Annotated in this window: 11 protein-coding genes; all 11 read right to left on the bottom strand. The window is 37.2% G+C overall.

The window, feature by feature from the left end:
- Window positions 1-114: 114 nt before the first annotated feature.
- Complete coding sequence (locus BUE24_RS00575; protein WP_073312521.1) at window positions 115-1,638, bottom strand: SusD/RagB family nutrient-binding outer membrane lipoprotein; 1,524 nt, start codon at window positions 1,636-1,638, stop codon at window positions 115-117.
- 20 nt (window positions 1,639-1,658) lie between these two features.
- Entirely contained in the window at window positions 1,659-4,727 is a 3,069-nt protein-coding gene (locus BUE24_RS00570) for a SusC/RagA family TonB-linked outer membrane protein (protein WP_244548096.1), read from the bottom strand.
- A 299-nt stretch (window positions 4,728-5,026) separates the two neighbouring features.
- Window positions 5,027-5,992, bottom strand: a complete 966-nt coding sequence (locus BUE24_RS00565) for an endo-beta-N-acetylglucosaminidase H (RefSeq protein WP_084549344.1) — start codon at window positions 5,990-5,992, stop codon at window positions 5,027-5,029.
- A gap of 247 nt (window positions 5,993-6,239) precedes the next feature.
- The gene (locus BUE24_RS00560) at window positions 6,240-8,501 is read right to left on the bottom strand and encodes a GH92 family glycosyl hydrolase (protein ID WP_084549343.1); all 2,262 of its coding nucleotides are present in this window, start codon (window positions 8,499-8,501) and stop codon (window positions 6,240-6,242) included.
- Window positions 8,502-8,559: 58 nt separating this feature from the next.
- The gene (locus BUE24_RS00555) at window positions 8,560-10,896 is read right to left on the bottom strand and encodes a GH92 family glycosyl hydrolase (protein ID WP_073312518.1); all 2,337 of its coding nucleotides are present in this window, start codon (window positions 10,894-10,896) and stop codon (window positions 8,560-8,562) included.
- A 38-nt stretch (window positions 10,897-10,934) separates the two neighbouring features.
- The gene (locus BUE24_RS00550) at window positions 10,935-11,927 is read right to left on the bottom strand and encodes a type I phosphomannose isomerase catalytic subunit (RefSeq protein WP_073312516.1); all 993 of its coding nucleotides are present in this window, start codon (window positions 11,925-11,927) and stop codon (window positions 10,935-10,937) included.
- Between the two features lie 7 nt (window positions 11,928-11,934).
- The gene (locus BUE24_RS00545) at window positions 11,935-14,025 is read right to left on the bottom strand and encodes a c-type cytochrome domain-containing protein (protein WP_073312514.1); all 2,091 of its coding nucleotides are present in this window, start codon (window positions 14,023-14,025) and stop codon (window positions 11,935-11,937) included.
- 3 nt (window positions 14,026-14,028) lie between these two features.
- Complete coding sequence (locus tag BUE24_RS00540) at window positions 14,029-14,856, bottom strand: chitobiase/beta-hexosaminidase C-terminal domain-containing protein (RefSeq protein WP_084549342.1); 828 nt, start codon at window positions 14,854-14,856, stop codon at window positions 14,029-14,031.
- A complete protein-coding gene (locus BUE24_RS00535; protein ID WP_073312511.1) occupies window positions 14,853-15,896 on the bottom strand; it encodes an NHL repeat-containing protein in 1,044 nt (347 codons plus the stop codon). Before BUE24_RS00535 ends, BUE24_RS00540 begins: the two co-directional genes overlap by 4 nt.
- Window positions 15,897-15,910: 14 nt before the next feature.
- The gene (locus tag BUE24_RS00530) at window positions 15,911-17,383 is read right to left on the bottom strand and encodes a DUF1501 domain-containing protein (protein ID WP_073312509.1); all 1,473 of its coding nucleotides are present in this window, start codon (window positions 17,381-17,383) and stop codon (window positions 15,911-15,913) included.
- A 5-nt stretch (window positions 17,384-17,388) separates the two neighbouring features.
- The gene (locus tag BUE24_RS00525; protein WP_084549341.1) at window positions 17,389-19,761 is read right to left on the bottom strand and encodes a PSD1 and planctomycete cytochrome C domain-containing protein; all 2,373 of its coding nucleotides are present in this window, start codon (window positions 19,759-19,761) and stop codon (window positions 17,389-17,391) included.
- Window positions 19,762-19,782: the final 21 nt, after the last annotated feature.

The raw sequence follows: 19,782 nt of genomic DNA, 5'->3' as shown, positions 1-19,782 counted from the left end.
TAAGAAATTTATAAAATTTATTAATGTTCGTTTCATAAAGTTTAAGATAAAAAGAAGGGAAAACAATCCCTTCTTTTTTGGTTAAATCAAACTATATTGACGGCAAACGCCAAACTATTCAACATCCCACCACATTCTGGTGGTAAATTGATCAGGTCCTTGTCTTGATATAGCAGCCTGATAATTTTGAGGGTTTGTAGTTTGTTCTCTTTCAAAATATCGTAATCTCCTAGGAATCAATCCGTTGGATTCGTTCCCTGGATAATCCACAGAAATTAACACCGGAAAGCCAGTTCTTCTCCAATTGGCAAAAGACTCTATATCATTTAAAAAAGTAACAATCCAATATTGTGTATTTACCTGTTCAAGACCATTAGCTGCATCAAATGGATTTGCCGTTAAAAAGTCCTGAATTTCTATATCTGTAACACTTTGATCTCCTACATCATATAAATCTAATTGTCTCATTGCTGCTCTTACTCCTGCACTGTAATGTGCAGCAGGATCTCCTCCTGCGATTCCCCATCTAATATCAGCTTCTGCAAGCATAAACTCTACTTCTGCATAGGTTTGGAAAAAATAAGGTTCGTCTTCTGCTGTAATTAGGTTTCTATTAGGCTCAGAAAAATTATTAATATCATCACCTCCTGGTATGTTAAGTACTGTTGTCGCATCAAGTCCATTAGGTAATCCTCTTTGCATCGCTGGATCATTACTCCCACTGGTGTTTCTATCACCATCGCCATCTGGTAAGGCTGCATAAATTCGTAATCTTGGATCTCCGGCTAATGCGTTGATAAACGTGTCGCTTAATCGCATATCATCGTCTGCACTAAACACCTGACCATTACCATTTCTATTGATCCCTTCGGGACCGTCTGTATGCTCTACGTAAGAAGTATCATCGTTAGACTGCATTACTCCACCATCGATTGCTCTTTGCGCCCACTGTTGCGCTCCGGTAGGATCTACTTTGATAAGACGCAATCCTAAACGCAACATCATGGAATATCCAAAACGTCTCCATTTATCCTGATCCCCATCGAATAAAATATCTGCTGTTCCAAATTGTGAAGTACCTGTTCCTAAGGCTGCGGTAGCCTCTGCAAGCTCATTAAGCATATCTGCATAGATTTCGCTCTGTGGATCGTAAGCAGGCCTAAAATTTCCTTCAATAAAACCTCTTCCAGCTTCGCTATAAGGTACATCTCCATAAAGGTCGGTGATTTTATGGTAAATAAACACTCTTAGTATTCTCGCGATTGCCAGCATTTCTTCTGAATATTGATCTTCTGGATCTGTCTCTAGTTGAAACACAATATCTTCAATAATTTTTACTTGATCATTGTATCCTCTTTCGAACCAGGCTCCAGACCATTGCGCATTGTAAAGGTATTTATCTCCCGCCCAAACACCTCCGATTGAGGCCATGTGTTGTATCATCATCGAAGAGTAAATTAGATTTCCTCTCCAGTTCTCGAAACGATCTCCAGCTGTCCTCAAAATTGCATTGGTCAATTTTGGTCCTGGTTCTAATTCTGTTGCTGTATTTGGATTAACATTTAGTTCTTCAAAACCACTATCACAAGAGGTAGTACCAATAAAGATGACTAAAATTGCTATGATTATTTTTTTCATCGTTGAAATATTTTTAATTCTTAAAATTTCAAATTAACAGTAAGTCCATAACTTGCGATAGGTGGTAATCCAAAGTACTCCAAACCTTGAGCGTTACCTCCGTTAAATCCTGCTTCTGGGTCTATATTTTCTGATTCTCTCATGATAAAGAACAGGTTTCTTCCTACTAAAGATACACTTGCACTATCTAAGAAAATCTTATCCAATACTTTGGAAGGAAAAGTATATCCCAGGCTTAATTGGCGCAACTTGATGAAGTCGGCATCTTCTATCACTTCTTCTGCGATTCCTGAAATTCGTCCGTAATACGCTTGTAAAGTAGAATTATCATGTGTAAAAGTAAACGGGTTTCCTGCTTCGTCAACTCCGCTAACTTCTAATCCGCCTTCTCGTCCTTCTAAGGTTCGTCTATCTAAACCTGTTGAAAGTGCAATAGCATTGGTACCAGCATAAACCTGACCACCAAACTTGGCATCGATTAAGAAGCTTAAGTCAATATTCTTATAACGAAAACTATTGGTCAATCCCATAGTCCATGGCGGTACTCCTTCTCCCAGAATCTTACGTTCTGCACTTTCTATAGGCAATCCATCTGCTCCAAAAACGATTTGTCCTGCGGCATTTCTTTCGTAAGCAGTTCCATAAATTACTCCAAAAGGCTCTCCTACGATTTGACTAATGCTTGCATCAAAAGTTCTTACATTACCTACAGTAAGAATATTATCCTGATCATCTGTAGCAACGATTTCACTTTCATTAAATCCAAGGTTATAACTTACATTCCAACTAAAATTGTTGGTTTGAACAGGTGTCCCTCGAAGTAATAATTCTACTCCTCTATTTTCTAATATTCCGATATTGGACAATACATTAGAAAAACCAGAAGTATTGGAAATATCTACAGGTAAAATATCTCTTTCAGTCTCATTTCTATAATACGCGAAATCTATTCCTAATCTACTATTGAAGAAACTAAGGTCTAATCCTACTTCTGTTTCAGACTTACTAAACGGGGTTAAAGAAGTATTAGGTAATGTACCCGTAGCAATCTCTCCTAACGGTTGCCCTAAATGCCCCTGTCCAAAAATACGAAATGGTAAACTTAATTGATACGGAGTCTCTGTTCCTCCCGCTACCTCAGAATAATTAGCTCTTACTCTACCAAAGGTTAACCAAGATGGCATATCCCAGGCACTAGAAAAAACAAAACTACCACTTACCGAAGGGTAAAAATCATTATTTGGTGTTGATTTACCCGCTGCTGATAAAGTAGAAAACCAATCATTACGACCTGTAACCGTTACATACAAAAAGTCTTTATATCCCAGTTCTACAGAACCATAAATCCCCGAAAATGCCAGCTCGGTTAATGTTCTTTCATTACTGATATTCTCTACATTTCCTATAATTTCTAAAAAAGGTACTACAAATCGTTCTCCTCTAAGTCTCAAAAAATCTCTCCTTTGGGTATTCTTATTGGCTCCTACAAAAGCTTTTATCCCTAAATCTTCCGTAACCTTTTTATTGAACCCTAAGATTAAATCCGCATCGACCTGGGTGATGTTGTTTTCTCTTTCTTCTATACTTCCCAGTGGCGTAAATGCGGTACCAAAACCTTCGATTTGAGTAGTACGTGTGGTACCATGATCAATTCCTGCTCTGGCGGTAATATCTAACCAATCAAAAATCTGATATTTTACAGTTGCTGAACTCAATATTCTATTTCTTCGATCAAATGTTCTAAATCGCTCTGCCGCCCAATACGGATTCTGAACAAAAGGATTTCCAGAAATTTGTTGTTCTACCCCGTCTTCATTAAATCCTGGAGCCAGATCTTCTATATTCACATTGGCAGGTAACAATCCTGCGGAGAAGTTCGCATTTCCTGGTGCATCTGAAACTCTAGGTCGATTGGTTACTTTTTCGACAATATATCTTGCGCTTAAGTTTAATGACAGTTTTTCTGCAGCTACCGAACCTAAATTCAGAGAGAATGATTTTCTGTTTAATTCTGAATTTGGGAGTACATCGTCATTATCAAAATCTGTTACAGCAAATCGATAATTAAAATCGTCACTGTTCTTCGACACTGCAACAGTGTTTATTATAGTAACACCAGTATCATAAAACTTATCTAAGTTTTCTCCGGTATCTACATAGGGTCTAGAAACACCATCAAATTGTACAGAAGAAGGTATGCTTCCCAATCTTGGTCCCCAGGAAGAGAATGCTGTTTGCAATCCTTCTTGCTGAGTCGTTGGCGCTACTCCTTGAGATCCCTGACCATAAGTCCTTTGAAAATCTCTTACATTGGTTAGTATATCCTCAAAAGTAATTTGATTACTATACTCTACACCAAATCCTTGTCCTTTCTTACCGTTTTTTGTTTTTATAATGATCACCCCGTTAGATGCTCTGGATCCATACAACGCTCCTGCGGCACCTCCTTTAAGTACACTTACCGATTCTATATCATCTGGGTTAATACTTGATACTCCATCACCAAAATCTGAGCCTCCCCACTCACTGGCAGCACCTAACTGTGTATTATCTATGGTAACTCCGTCTACAACATATAGCGGTTGATTTGTCCCTGATATACTCGATGCCCCCCTAATGATCACTCTACTCGAACCAGCGGCTCCTGTAGAAGGTGGGGTAATGTTAACTCCTGCTACCTTACCTTGTAAAGCATTAAGAGCGTTGGGTGTTTTTACTTCCGATACGGATTCTCCTTGTAATTGCGTTACCGCATATCCCAGGGTTTTTCGATCGCGTTCTATCCCCAAAGCTGTTACAACCACTTCGTCTAATTGCTCTGTTTCTACAGCTAAAGACACATTAATTGTAGTTTTTCCATTTACTGCAATCTCTTGGGTTGCATATCCCAAAGTAGAAAAAACTAAGACCGCATCCTGTTGCGGTAAATTAATAGAATAATTCCCATCAAAATCAGTTAAAACACCGACCGATGTACCTTTGACTATTACGTTTACTCCTGGAAGAGGGTTCCCTTCCTTAGTATCTGTTACCTTACCCGTTACCGTTGAATCTTGTGCGAAGATGGATTCAAAACATGTAAAAGACATAAACAGCATAAATACTAGTAACTTCCTACACATATTTGTTTATTTAATTGTTAATTTGATATTTGTTTCCCTTAGGGTAATCATTAATTGTTAACATAAATATTACAATATCATTAACTTTTAGAAAAGTTTTTCGATCAATAACGAAGCTGAAAAGTTAAAAAGCAAAACAACGAAAACGTTTGAAGTTTCTTTAAACTTTAAAAATTTAATTTATTAGTATAGCTTATCCACAAAAAAGAGGTTATCTGGATTTCAGATAACCTCTATATTTTCAAATATTTATTCTACCTATTACTCTACTGCAAAGTACCCGTCAATCTTGTTTGTTTGCCATACAATCCTTGAGAAATACCATTTAGGTAACTTTCTCTGTTAACTCCATCCAAATTGTACATAACAAAAGCCCCGAATCGATCTCTTTTTGTTCTATTGGCAAAATCTCTTGCTGTAGAAGCAGCTGTTCTTGTTACATCTACAGCGGCAGCAGCTTTTTTTCGTTTTCCTAATCCCGGAACATTAATATTGGCATACGATCCATAAAATGGTTGAAATGCAAAATCTAAGAACTGTCCTGCTTTCTTTCCTTGTGATTGCATTTGACCAGTAGATTCTCCAATACGATAATACGTAATTATTTTATTACTAGGCATAGCCGCTCTTAACTCTCTCAATAACCAAATAAACGAATTTCTATTAATAGCTGGTCTTCCAGCTATGGTTCCATATTTTGCAAATTCATCATCTAGATCCACACCATCGAGTCCATTATCTTTTACTACTTTTGCCACTTGCTTTGCAAATCTTCTGGCTTCAGCTCTTGTCGGAAAATTTGCAATACCTACCGCTTGGTGATTTCCTAAAATAGATAGCAGCACTTTAATCCCTTTATTTTGTAATGGTCTGATCGTAGTCGCCCGATTACGTAATACGTTTTTTACATTATCGTTCATACTTAACACATGGGTTCTTCCACTTTGGGTATTGTAATTTACATTGGCAGCAAAAATTACAGCAATGTCAATCATAGGTTTCCCATCGGGTAAGGTGTACGCGGCTGCGTTTTGCATCTTTTGATTGTTTACTTCGATATACATGACAGAAGCAGGGTTCTTTAAGCCATGTGCTTTTTCCTGTACCTCGGTAAACTCTTCTAAACTAATCGAATCTTCTTCACTAATATCATCCTTACTACAGGAGATACCCAAAATCATTAGGAGTGAAATACATGTTGCAATTTGAATCTTTTTGATTTGTGTGTACATAATATATTTATTAAAATGGTTAATATTCTGAAGTTGGTAAATAGGCAAAAAGCTATCTTAAAAGTATTTATAGCTTTTCCCAAACCCTAAAAAAAAAGGTGAATAACAATTCAAATAGGTTCAACGGACCTAAAACCTATATCCCCGTAAAAGAAGAGGCGCAACCCTACGTTTAACTGCCTGAACATTTAAGTATTAACCATAAAAAGAAGCGTTGATTTTTTGCAACTTAGTGAGATAAAAAACACTATTGCAATGTAAAATGTATGTTTTTGGAATTTAGAAGTTGTTCATGAGAGATAAAGAAATTATCAAACGGGACATCGTCTATTTTAATTTCTTTTATCAAATTTTTGGAAGTTGTTTTTTTGGAAGTAATCGTTAAGGTATCTGTATCATAATACGTTTTGTCCAAATGAATAATTACTTTTTCAAATTTTGGAGTACAGAGAGCGTATACAGGTGTGGCCGGCTCTACAGGATATATGCCCATCATCGAAAAGACTGCCCATGCAGACATGGTTCCAGTATCATCGTTACCCGGTAAACCGTCCGGTGTATTTTTGTAATACGTGTCCAATAAACTATTCACTGTTTTTTGAGTTCTCCATTCTTCCCCCTTGATGTAATTAAACAAAAATGGATATGCAATATCTGGTTCGTTAGCCATATCAAACTGTTGGTTATCAAAAACCTTTTGTAATTGCTCAATAAAAGCCTGATCTCCTCCCATCAACGTTTTTAAACCGGTAATATCATGAGGGATCATAAACGTGTATTGCCATGCATTACCCTCGATAAATCCAAGATTTTTCACAAAATTTGCCCCTGTTTCTGGACGATAAGGAGATAACCATGTCCCATCATGATTTTTAGGACGTAGTAAATTAAATTCGGAGTCAAAAAGGTTTTTGTACGATAACGACCTTTTTGAAAAACGTTCATAATCTTGTTCTTTGCCCAGCTCTTTGGCTAATTGCGCGATAGCATGATCCGCAATATTGTATTCTTGTGTAATCGATACAGAACCACTGTTGGTGGTTGATGTAGTGAGATATCCCTTTTCTAAATAATCTTTTAGTCCTGGACGTAAAGGATTATTCTCAATACGATCAGCACTCTTTATCATCGCCTCGTATGCTTTTTGAATATCAAAATCCTTGATCCCTTTCAAATAGGTGTCGGCTATGATAATTCCCGCAGGATCTCCTACCATTGTCGTTGTTTCAGTAGCGTTTAATTCCCATTTAGGAAGCCAACCTGACTCATCATAAATCTGCAACATACTTTTTACCATATTAGATTGCTGCTTAGGATATACCAGACTCATCAATTGATGTAAATTTCTATAGGTATCCCAAAGAGAAAAAACCGTATACCTGGTACCGTCGGTCTTTAACGTTTCTCTGGTTTTCATTTTTGGATACTCCCCATTTACATCATTTAATGTACTAGGATGTATAAGCGTATGATACAACGCGGTATAAAATTTTACTTTATCCTCTTCTTCCCCACCTTCTACCTCTATTCTAGATAAGTATTGATTCCATTCTTTGTTGGTTTCCTGTCTAATTTGCTCGAAAGTTTTCCCGGATGTTTCTTTTTCTAAATTCTCTCTTGCATTTTTTATACTTACATACGAGATTCCTATTTTCACCTCAACTTGTGTAGGCTCATCAAAATGATACCTCATATATCCTCCGATACTATCCCCTACAATCTCTTTGGTATATTCCTTCTTCACTATCGTTTTGCCGTTATAGGCTTTCATCCATTCAGACTCTACCCCTTTGTAGTGATCTCTATTCTGCCAAACACCAAATTCATTTGCTGGTCTTGAGAACTTAGCCACAAAATATACGGGATACGTCTCATCAGGCTTGTAATAACAAAATGCCCCCACCGTACGAAATCCTTCAATTTCTGTTGGGGACACTATTTTTAGCATTCCACCTTGTTCATTGGTTAATCCCAATCCCAAATTAAGCAAAATATTGGCCTTTCCCTTTGGGAATGAATACGTGCTTAAGCCCGATCTTGCGGTAGCGGTGGTTTCCACTTTGATGTTATATTTATCTAGAGTATTTGAATAATATCCTACTTTAGAAATTTCGTTTGAATATTTGGATCCATATGCTAAATGATCGGTTTCCAAAACTCCGGTTGTAGGCATGGTAATGATCACTCCTAAGTCTGGGCAACCTACACCACTTAGATTAACATGACTGAAACCAGTTAAAAATGTATTTTCTTTTACATAAGGAGTGGATAACCAGCGACTGTCTTTTTCTAAAGGTAAATTTTGAGCCCCAGCAACATTAAAGGGAGATACATTGACCATTCCTCTTACAGCAATCGGACCTGGATTAGTAGTTCCAAAATTGGAAGTACCAATAAATGGGTTCACATATTTGGCAACCTCTTTTACAGGTATTTGTTCAACTTCTTTTTCTATTGGAGAATTCTGGGCATTTTCCTGTTGACATGCACCAAGAGTAATCCCAACCATTACTAAAAGACTTTGAAAAAACGTTTTTTGCCGAAATATTACCATCAATAAAAAATAATTAATTAGCACTTAAAGAATAAGGTACTGCTTCGTTGGTGTTTGCCCAATTCTTATTTGGATCACTTCCCATCTGAAAATCTAATACTCCCCCGTTTTGAATATCTTCAAACCTCAAATAACTATTCTCATACGCTTTTTCATTCAAAGTAAGAGATTGAATATAAATATTGGAGTCTGAATTTTCAGGAGCATTGATTTCGAAAGTATTGCCATTTTCTAAATGTAACCTTGCTTTTTTGAATAACGGACTCCCAATAACATACTGGTTTACCCCTGGCGTTACAGGATAGAATCCTAACGCACTAAATACATACCAGGCAGAAGTTTGGCCGTTGTCTTCATCTCCACAATATCCATCTGGGGTAGCCGAATATAGTTTGGTCAATACTTCTCTTATTTTTTCTTGTGTTTTGTAGGCCGCATTGGCATAATTGTATAAATAAATCATATGTTGTATGGGCTGATTACCATGAGCGTAATTCCCCATATTTACGATTTGCATTTCTCGAATTTCATGAATCGTAAATCCGTAATACGAAGCATCAAAATCTGGTGGCATGGTGAATACCTCATCCAGTTTTTTTTCGAACTCCGACTTTCCTCCCATCAACTGAATCAATCCTTCGACATCATGAAAAACAGACCAGGTATAATGCAGACTATTCCCTTCGGTAAAAGCATCTCCCCACTTTAAAGGATTAAAAGGGGTTTGAAAATTTCCATCTTCATTTTTCCCTCTCATCAATTTGGTAGAAGGATCGAATAGATTCTTATAGTTCTGAGAACGTTTATAGAACGAATTGGCGACCTCTTCTTTACCCAATTTTTCTGCCATTTTAGCTATGGTAAAATCAGCATACGCATATTCTAATGTACGAGCAGCGTTTTCATTAATCTCTACATCATACGGCACATAACCCAACTTATTATAGTACTCTACGCCCTCTCGCCCAACAGATCGAATCGGATTTCCATTGGATAATGGTCTACCTTCAGAAGTTGTGGCATTTTTCAGTATGGCTTCAAACAAAACTTCTGCATCCATATTAGGTACTCCTTTTAAGAAAGCATCAACCACAATAGGTGCCGAATTGGATCCTATCATACAATCACGATGTCCCGGACTAGCCCATTCTGGTAACCAACCCGATTCTTTATAAGTATTTGCCAGACCTTCCATGATATGGCTATTCAATTCTGGATACATCATATTGAAAAAAGGAAATACCGCTCTAAACGTATCCCAAAAACCATTATCAGTAAACATATATCCAGGTAACACTTTACCATTGTATGGGCTATAATGGACGATCTCGTTGTTCTCATTAAACTCATAAAACTTTCTTGGAAAAAGCAGCACTCTGTACAAACAAGAATAAAAAGTCTTAATACGCTCTATATTACTGTCTTCTACTTGAATTCTTCCTAGTTCTTTTTCCCATTCTTCTTTTGCATTGGCTTTGGTTTGCTCAAAAGTATGATCCCCAATTTCTCTATCTAAATTTAACTGTGCCTGCTTCGGGCTGATAAAAGAAGAGGCTATCTTAACATGTACAACTTCGCCTTTTTTGGTTTTAAACCCGACAATGGCTCCTACATGTTCTCCTTCATTATCTTTGGAATTTTTAACCAATTTCCAACCATCTCCCCAGGTATGATTTACTTCAAAATCTTTATCAAATTCGGCCACAAAATAATTGTGAAAATTCTCCGGAACCCCGCCGTTATTATTTCGACAATACCCAATAATCTTTCTTTCTTCGGGGATAATCTTTACCATAGATCCTTTAAAAAAAGCATCTAGAATAATAAACGACTGCTCTCTCTTTGGAAATGTAAACTTAAAATGGGCTGCTCGCCCTGTAGGAGAAACCTCTACAGTGGCATCATGATCTGCCAGGTATGTCTTATAATAATGAGGTTTTACAACTTCAGCTTTATGAGAAAACCATGAAGCTCTTTCTTCTTCTTTGTATTTAAGATCCCCGGTAACTGCCATTAACGAAAAAGCAGCGTAATCATTAATCCACGGACTGGGTTGATGGGTTTGCTTTATTCCTCTTATCTTATTTTCATCATATTTATATGTCCAACCATCACCCATTTTTGAAGTCATTGGCGTCCAGAAATTCATTCCCCAAGGAGTTGCAATTGCTGGGTAAGTGTTTCCATTAGACAAATCGAAAGCAGAATCTGTTCCCATGAGTGGATTTACCAAATCGGTAAGATTTTCCAGCTTTTCAGTGGGTTCTACAGAAGATTGTACTTCCTGGTTTTGTTTACAGGAAAAGAATAAACACGAGATTAATAATACGGTTATATGTTGGTTTCTCATTGCTTATAGTATGTTTATAATTATTGGCACCTTGACTTTTATTTAATATATACTTCCAACAGTTTTGCTTCGGACTTGGCTTCGATGGAATAGCTTTTTAAAACCGCAGGAATTAATACCGTTTGACCGACAGCCATATCTACTTTTGAGCCATTCTCATAATGAATACTGCATGATCCGCTAACGCATATATAGATCACAAATGAATCCTGAAGGTGATTTGCTTGATAAGTATCTTGATTTATCACTAATTGGTTGGTGGTAAAATACTCACAACTCACCAATTCTGTTGGTGTATTTTCCTTGGTTTCGTAGGATGATTTATAGGATGTTTCTGCCTTGTAATCTATAGCATCCAGAGCAAGATCAGTATGTAATTCTCTATAATTACCGTACTGATCTGGTCTGTCCCAATCATAAATACGATAGGTAATATCACTAGTTTGCTGAATCTCTGCCAACAAGACTCCTCCTCCTATAGCATGTACTCTACCCGTTGGAATAAAATAAACATCTCCTTCCTGCACCTCATCTTCATTAAGGATGTTCATCAGGGTTTTGTTATTGAGATGTTCTAGATATTCTTCTTGATTGGCATCTTTTTGAAACCCAACAATCAGATTTCCATTTTGCTCAGCATCCATGATATACCACATCTCAGTCTTTCCAAAAGAATTATGTCGTTCTTGAGCCAACTCATTGTTTGGGTGTACCTGGATACTTAAAGGCTTTTTGGCATCTATAAATTTAATCAACAAAGGAAACTTGTTTTCAAAATGTTCATATACGTGCTTACCCACCAATAATTCCTTGTATTCTGCTAAGATCTCGGTTAATGTTTTACCTATCAAAGGGCCATTGGACACTACAGAAACATCACCATCAACATCTGATATTTCCCAACTTTCTCCGATATTATCTTTGGTTGCTTTTTTATTAAAACGGGTAGCCAACTTATTCCCTCCCCATACTTTTTCTTTTAATATGGGCTGAAATTTTATGGGATACGAAATTTTATTTGCGGTTGTCATATTCGGTTTACTGTATTAATATTTCGTCAACAAAAAGCCATCCTTTCTGACCTGCTCCCTGATGCCAGTTAGGGAGTTTCCCTACATTATGAACTACGATCTTAATTTGTTTCGCCTCTATCGCAGGAAACTCTAATTTAAAACGTTTTTTCTTTACTTCGGTCGCTTGCTTTTCATTCGTAGCATCATAGCTCAATGTTTCTATTTTCTGAAAAGAAGCATTTCTATTTTTTGCATAGATTTCAATTTTCTTCGGAAAAAAGATCCAGGACCCCGTATCTTGAAGGGAGCTAATAGAGATGCTATTTACGGCTTGAGATTCTTCAAAACTGATATTGGTGATCAGATCTTCCCCTTCGAATCCAGCCCATTTCCCATCCGAAAATAACGTGCTGGCTTCAACAAAATCAAAAACTTTATACGATCCCGGATATTTTACCGATGGTTTATGTTGCATATTGAAATCTTTGATCTTGTGTTTTATCTTAAAAAACTCTTCTTCCATTGTAGGACTAGGCAACCATTCTTTTTGATACATTTTGGCCTTTAAACTCACCGAATTGGCAATTTTAATCGGTGCTGTGTATCGAGATGAAGTGCTATCAGGTTCTGTCCCGTCTAGCGTATAGTATAATCTTGCATTCCGAAGAGGTTGATCAAATTCAATCTCTAAGCTATCCTTAAAAATGGTCTGTTGTGTAATAAGCGTAGGTGGTTTTAAAGGTTTAATTTCTGCAAAACCTTCAAAAATCCCATGATGAATTACAGTTCTATCGTTTTCTATCTTTTCTTTGGCGTACTGCTCATCAACCTTAGTATTCCAAACATAAATGTCCTCTGGAGAAATGTGATCTACGATCATAGAAAGTCCCTCATTATCTACCAAAGTATGATGCAGATTGAGCACTTTTATTCTTTCTAAATCCACTAAGTATTCTAATGTTTTATTAGAAATTTGATTATTGTCTAACCGCAGGTGCTCTAGTCTTTTCAACTTCTTCAAACCTTTGGTCATATTGTCTGTTAGATGAGTAGCATTCAAATCTAATGTTACCAATTGCTTTGCAATTCCTTTTAGAGCTGATATGGCTTCTTTGGAAATTGAATCCCCATCAAATTTCGCACTTAGATGTGGCCCATCTGTTGCTATTCTATGCAAAGAAAAACCTGCTTGTACCACTTCATTTATCGCGCTCATAGAAGCTTCTGGTATGATTTCTATATCCTTCTCTAAATAATTACCTAGCAGATTGACCAGCGTATCACTATCCTCAAAGGCAAGGGCTTTATCGGTAAAACTCGCTCCATTATTGATCCAATGCTTCAATAACCATAACTCATTTGAAGTTATTTGATTTTTGCCGGCCGGTGGCATATGATTTTCGTCTTCTAGAGGAAGTACGATTCGTTTTACCAAATTACTATCAAAGGCATTTCCAGGTAGAAGTCCTTTACCCTCGTCCCCTCCTTGTAAAATTACAGTTTCTGAAATAAGAGATAATCCTCCTTTTTGTTTTGTCGCATTATGACACTGGATGCATTTGTCTTCAAGAATTGGATGTATCACATCCGAAAAATACTGAAGGCTATCTATCACCTTAGGTTTTTCTTTTTTTGTAGCCAAAGGTGAGTACTGGGTAAGAAAACTATCTCCATGTGTTAATACACTTCCATAATGTCCTGTTATGCTGATCAAAATTATGGTAAGCACAAATAAAGGGAAGTACAACTTGTCTTTCGATGATTTTTTAAGCCAAAATAGTATCGTAATTAATACAGCAGTACCGATACCTGTATACATATGAATATTGGTTACTTTCTCTTCATAACCACCTTCGAGGGATAAGAAATACCCTAAAACACAGGCTAAAATCGCAAAAACTGCACTAAAACCTAATCCATTTCTAATAAGAGCGTCTGAGTATTTTTTCCGAAAACGCCCTACCACTTCAAAATAAAACACCAACAGTAATCCCCCAATAGGTAGGTGCAAAATCAATGGGTGAAAACGCCCCAAAAACAATATAAATTCTGGTGTCTTATTCATTGACTCCTGATCAAATACGGTTACCAAAAACATATCTAACAATCCCAACATAAATCAGTTCTTTTTGGTGTTAAAAATCCATTCATCCATAAAAAGCCAGGCCGGGTTTCCTTTACCTTGATGCCACTCAGGAATTGATGTGGTATTCGCTATTTCAACACGCATTTTACGCAATTCTTTTAGTACAGGAATATGAACATTATCCAGTCTAGTAATATCTTGAGTTAGTGGAGTATTTGAAAAATCCACAGGTAGCGATTCAAAACTATCCCTATCCCTGGAAATTTTGATCGTAATATTCTGTATCGGAAAAATCCAGGCATTAGTATTAATTAAAAAGCTGATATCCAAAGATTCTAAAACTATCTTTTGTTTAAAGTCAATTTCGGCTATAAAAGGTTCTGTTACTCCAATCCATTGACCATCTCTAAAATTCAAACTTCCTTTTTTATGATTTACCAATGTGTTTTCGCCTTGTCCAGGATATTGTTCATTCAAAGAAGAAATGATAGAAAAATGAGCTACATCCATCCCTTTTTTATAAAAAGTTACCGTTTCTGTCTCACTGGGTTTAAAATCTTCATGAAACGCTTTAAATGTATATTTACCAGGTTCTGAAACCACTATGGTTTCTTTGTATTTTTTCGATTTTTGCGTAGGTTCTCCTCCGTCAATCGTGTAAAAGATATTAGCATTATCCACTCCCAAAGAAGCAGTAATCAAAGAAGAACTATCTATAATTACGTGATCTACTTCAATTTTAGGATTAGCCAATTGTATTTCTTTACTCTGCAAAAAAGTCTTCGGCTCTACACTATCCTTTTTATCCGTATTACACGAATACAACATCACTACTCCTAATATGATTATTAACATTCTCATACTCGGGTTAATTTTATCGGATATGTTTGTCCCGAGTTCCACTGTGCTACATAAATATTATCATCTTCATCTATACATACATCATGAGGATGCTGAAATAGTTTTATAGACTGATACAATTCTGATAGTTGATTATTCTCATATACCGGTTTTGTAGCACCTGGACATGAAACCACCTCATTCTTATCATTCATAATCAAAAGAAATCCGGAAGCATCATGAGTGGATCCTTTGGACTTTAGTACTGCAAAATAAATCTCCTCTTTATGAATGACCGGCCTGCATATCAAAGCCCCTGGAACTTCGATAGAAGAAAGGTATTCACCTGCTAGAGAAAATCTTTTTAACACATTCTGTTCCCTTGCCGTAATCAATAGTACTGGATTCTCTTTATCTCTTTGATCTACACAAATACCATGGGCATTCAAAAACTGATCATTTCCTGTTCCTCTTCCTCCAAATACATTTAATAACTCTCCTTTGTGATTATAATGAGAAATGAATTGATTCCCGTAACCATCGGCGACATAAAAATCTCCATTTTCTAGCACCGTAGTCTCTGTAGGTTTATACTCTTCTTTCGTTTTGTATTTACCCGAATCCGTTGGATAATCTACCGTCAGTACTACCTTACCATCTATTGTAGTTTTGATCACCTGATGCCGTTCATAATCTGTAATAAATAGAAAATCTTCACCATTTTCTACCGCTAGTGTTAATCCATGTGCTCCCGGATAGGTTGTTCCCCAAGTATCCAGCAACTTTCCAGATTTATCATAAATAATGATATTGTTTTTTATATGATTGGTAAGCAATACAATCCGCCCTTTGGAATCCTGAATAATCTCATGACAATCCTTTACGGGAACTTCAGAAGCATTCAAATTCCCCCAATTGAGATCTACCTTATATTGGTGAGTATTATGACCAATGATCAAATCTTTGGACATATCAAATCGATATGCTCCAGCGTACATAGGCAACGTGAGCATTCCTGCACTAACACAAAACGATTTATGGAGAAAATTTCTTCTGTTCATGGTCATCTTATGTATTAAGCAATAATATCATTGATCACATGACCATGCACATCGGTTAATCGGAATCTTCTCCCCTGGTGCTTAAAGGTAAACTTGGTATGATCGATTCCCATAAGGTGCATTAATGTGGCTTGAAAGTCATGAATATGTACTGGGTCTTTTACTACATTATATCCTAGTTCGTCTGTCTCCCCATAGGTAAATCCAGGTTTTACACCTCCTCCTGCCATAAAAATGGTAAAAGATCTTGGATGATGGTCCCGACCATAATTGGTATCGGTTAATGTTCCCTGGCTATAATTCGTTCTTCCAAACTCGCCACCCCATATCACCAAGGTTTCTTCTAGTAATCCCCTTTGTTTTAAGTCCAAAATAAGTGCTGCAGATGCCTGATCTACATCTCTGGCCTGTTTCTCGATTTGTGTAGGAAGGTTGTCGTGCTGATCCCATCCCATATGGTATAACTGTACAAAACGTACATCTTTTTCTATTAAACGCCTGGCTAGTATGCAATTGGCAGCAAAAGTTCCCGGAACTTGAGAGTCAGGACCATACATCCTGAAAATATGATCCGGTTCATCATCTATATTCATTGTTTCAGGAACAGAAGTTTGCATTCTGTAAGCCATTTCATATTGGGCAATACGGCTATTGATTTCAGGATCGCCAAATTCTGATTCCTGCTTATGGTTCAGCTCACTTAAATAGTCCAACATTTTTCTGCGATCTAATCTGGACATCCCTTCGGGATCTTTTAAATACAATACCGGATCTTTTCCTGATCGGAATTGAACTCCCTGATGAAGAGAACTTAAGAAACCATTCCCCCAGAGTTTAGAATACAAAGGTTGCGCGTTGGGCCGTCCTGTACCTCTACTTAATAATACCGAAAAGGCAGGGAGGTTATTATTGAGACTCCCTAAACCATAACTCATCCATGATCCTATACTGGGTCTACCAGATTGTTGTGATCCTGTCTGAAAAAAAGTAATCGCAGGATCATGATTGATGGCATCTGTTTGCATAGATTTTATGAAACACAATTCATCTACCACTTTAGAAACATAAGGCATCAAACTACTTACCCATGCTCTGGATTCTCCATATTGTTTGAATGTAAAATTACTATCTGCCAAAGGAAAACTAGCCTGACCAGAGGTCATCCCCGTTAATCGCTGACCTTTTCTAACAGACTCTGGCAAATCCTGCCCTCTCATGTCTGTTAATTTTGGTTTGTAATCAAACAGATCCAGTTGCGAAGGCCCTCCACTTTGGAAAAGGTAAATCACTTTTTTTGCCTTTGGTGCAAAATGTGGTAATTTTAATGAACCCGGGCTTAAGTCCAAATGCTGAGCAGTATCCGGAGAGCGAAACATTTGTGTGGGATCAATCAAAGAACCTAAAGCTAATCCACCAATACCTAATCCTACTTTCTTTAAGAAATGTCTTCTGTTGTTATTATTAAAATGCTTGAATAACTCGTTCATGACTCTTAACTTTTGGTAATCGTTTCATCTAAGTTGAATAATAAACTAACTAAAGCCGTATACGCCTTATACTCCTTTTCATCAATACCTTTTGGTAATTCTCGGATGTTTTCTGAAAGCTCTTTTGTCATCTCGTTTTCAGTACTTTCTTGTCGTTGTTCATTCAAGTATGCCGATAACTTATTTACTTCTGACTCATCTGGTTTCCGTGAAGTTATTTTCTGAAATAAGGTTTCAATCTTTTTTGTCTCTGAAGAAGAATTATCCTTTAATACTTGAATAGCCATTACCTCTGAAGCTTCTATAAATTGTGGATCGTTCATCAACACCAACGCTTGCAGGGGTGTACTGGTTTTTTGTCGTTGTACCGTACAAAAATCTCTTGAAGCTGCATCAAAAGTGAGCATTGAAGGAGGAGGCACTGTACGTTTCCAAAAAGTATACAAACTTCTTCTATACAACCCTTCTCCCTTGTCTTGGATATACTCGGTAAGACCAACTCCAGAGGTAGTCTCGGCCCAAAGGCCGCTGGGTTGGTAAGGTTTTACGCTTGGACCTCCCACTTTCTCCACCAGCAACCCGCTAGCAGCAAGTGCATTATCACGAATAGCCTCGGCAGGTAATTTATATCGAACTCCTCTGGCCAACAATTGGTTTTCTGGATCTTTTTCTAACAACTCTGGAGTGATTTTAGAGTTTTGCTGATATGTAGCGGACAAAGCCATTCTTTTCAGCATACGTTTAATATCCCAACCTTCTTCTTTAAAAGTAACGGCCAACCAATCTAATAGTTCTGGATGTGTGGGTAACGCTCCCTGATTACCAAAATCATCGGCGGTAGCTACAATCCCGGTTCCGAACATTTGTTGCCACAATCGATTTACAATTACTCTTGCGGTTAAAGGATTTTTATCATCAAAAAACCAAGTAGCCAATCCTAATCTATCTTTACTGTACTCCTCTGAAAATGGAAGTACATTTTCTGGCAAGGCATAAGGTACTTCCTCTCCTGGAGCATCATAAAGGCCACGGTTTAATAATTTGTTTTTTCGTATTCCCTTTTCATCTTTCATTACCATCAATTTAACTTCTGCAATAGAATCAGGTATATTCATAAATGATAGCTTAGCATCAATTGTGTTTTTATCCAGGGTGATATACGGTTCAGGTATTTCTCCATAATCCATTTGCCCCTTTTCGTTCAACTGATTGAAAAAGCTATACATCCCATAGAACTCTTTCTGAGAAATTGGGTCATATTTATGATCGTGACAACGTGCACATTCCATGGTAAGCCCCATAAATGCTTTTGCAGTAGTATTGGTTCTATCCATTACATATTCTACACGATACTCTTCGTCTATAACCCCACCTTCTTGGGTGATTTTATGATTTCGATTAAACCCAGAGGCTACTATTTGTTCTAAACTTGCATTATCAATTTGGTCTCCTGCCAATTGCCATTTTACAAATTTGTCATACGCCAGATTTTCATTAAAAGCATGGATTACCCAATCTCTCCATGGCCACATGGTGCGTTCTAAATCATCCTGATATCCATGGGTATCGGCGTATCGGGATACTTCCATCCAGTCTAGTGCCATGCGCTCGCCATATGCCTTGTCACTCAATAATCGATCTACTACTTTTGCAAAGGCATTTGACGATGTGTCCTTTACAAAATCTTCTATTTCTTTAATAGTTGGTGGCAAGCCTATCAGATCAAAAGATACTCTTCTTATTAGCCTTTCTTTTTCAGCTCGACCCGCCGGCTTAAGTTTCTCGTTTTCTAATCGTTTAAGAATGAAAAAATCAATTTCATTATTGGTCCAATTTTGATTTACTACTTTAGGAATCGAAGGTTTTTCTGGAACTTTAAACGACCAATGCGAATCCCATTTCGCTCCTTGTTCTATCCATTTTTTCAAAACTTCTTTTTCGTAGTTGCTTAGCGTTAAATTAGAATCCTCTGGAGGCATAATTTTATGGGCTTCTTCAGAATAAATTCTCTTTATCATTTCGCTATTAGCAATATCCCCAGGGATTACCGCATAACGATCTTTATTTTCTCCCAAAGCAACATATGCTCCGTCTTTGGTATCAAATCGAAGTCCACTCTCCATGGTCGCTTCGTCGGGTCCATGGCAGGCAAAACATTTGTCAGATAGAATTGGTTTTACATGAAAACTATAGTTAATGTTATCAGGTATCGCTTGTTCCAAATCTCCTTCTGTTCCAGCCTGGTCTGTGCTTGTACTTATCTCCGCGCTATTTTTGAGTGCTACATACTCCTCATTTGGAGAAGATAGCATCCACCTTATTAAAATTGCGGCAGTAAAAAAAATCAAAAAGTACATCAACGCTTGTCTCTTTTTCATGTGTTGATTTCTTTTGGTTAT

The organism is Aquimarina spongiae, assembly GCF_900141785.1.
GTDB classification, from domain to species: Bacteria; Bacteroidota; Bacteroidia; order Flavobacteriales; family Flavobacteriaceae; genus Aquimarina; species Aquimarina spongiae.
This window is presented reverse-complemented; position numbering and strand designations above follow the sequence as displayed.

Excerpts from the sequence above, each read along its gene's own strand:
- BUE24_RS00545 (WP_073312514.1), bottom strand. The coding sequence starts at position 14,025 with ATGTTGGGATTGTTAGATATGTTTTTGGTAACCGTATTTGATCAGGAG.
- BUE24_RS00540 (WP_084549342.1), bottom strand. The coding sequence starts at position 14,856 with ATGAGAATGTTAATAATCATATTAGGAGTAGTGATGTTGTATTCGTGT.
- BUE24_RS00570 (WP_244548096.1), bottom strand. The coding sequence starts at position 4,727 with ATGTCTTTTACATGTTTTGAATCCATCTTCGCACAAGATTCAACGGTA.
- BUE24_RS00565 (WP_084549344.1), bottom strand. The coding sequence starts at position 5,992 with ATGTACACACAAATCAAAAAGATTCAAATTGCAACATGTATTTCACTC.
- BUE24_RS00530 (WP_073312509.1), bottom strand. The coding sequence starts at position 17,383 with ATGAACGAGTTATTCAAGCATTTTAATAATAACAACAGAAGACATTTC.
- BUE24_RS00555 (WP_073312518.1), bottom strand. The coding sequence starts at position 10,896 with ATGAGAAACCAACATATAACCGTATTATTAATCTCGTGTTTATTCTTT.
- BUE24_RS00575 (WP_073312521.1), bottom strand. The coding sequence starts at position 1,638 with ATGAAAAAAATAATCATAGCAATTTTAGTCATCTTTATTGGTACTACC.
- BUE24_RS00560 (WP_084549343.1), bottom strand. The coding sequence starts at position 8,501 with ATGGTTGGGATTACTCTTGGTGCATGTCAACAGGAAAATGCCCAGAAT.
- BUE24_RS00525 (WP_084549341.1), bottom strand. The coding sequence starts at position 19,761 with ATGAAAAAGAGACAAGCGTTGATGTACTTTTTGATTTTTTTTACTGCC.
- BUE24_RS00535 (WP_073312511.1), bottom strand. The coding sequence starts at position 15,896 with ATGAACAGAAGAAATTTTCTCCATAAATCGTTTTGTGTTAGTGCAGGA.
- BUE24_RS00550 (WP_073312516.1), bottom strand. The coding sequence starts at position 11,927 with ATGACAACCGCAAATAAAATTTCGTATCCCATAAAATTTCAGCCCATA.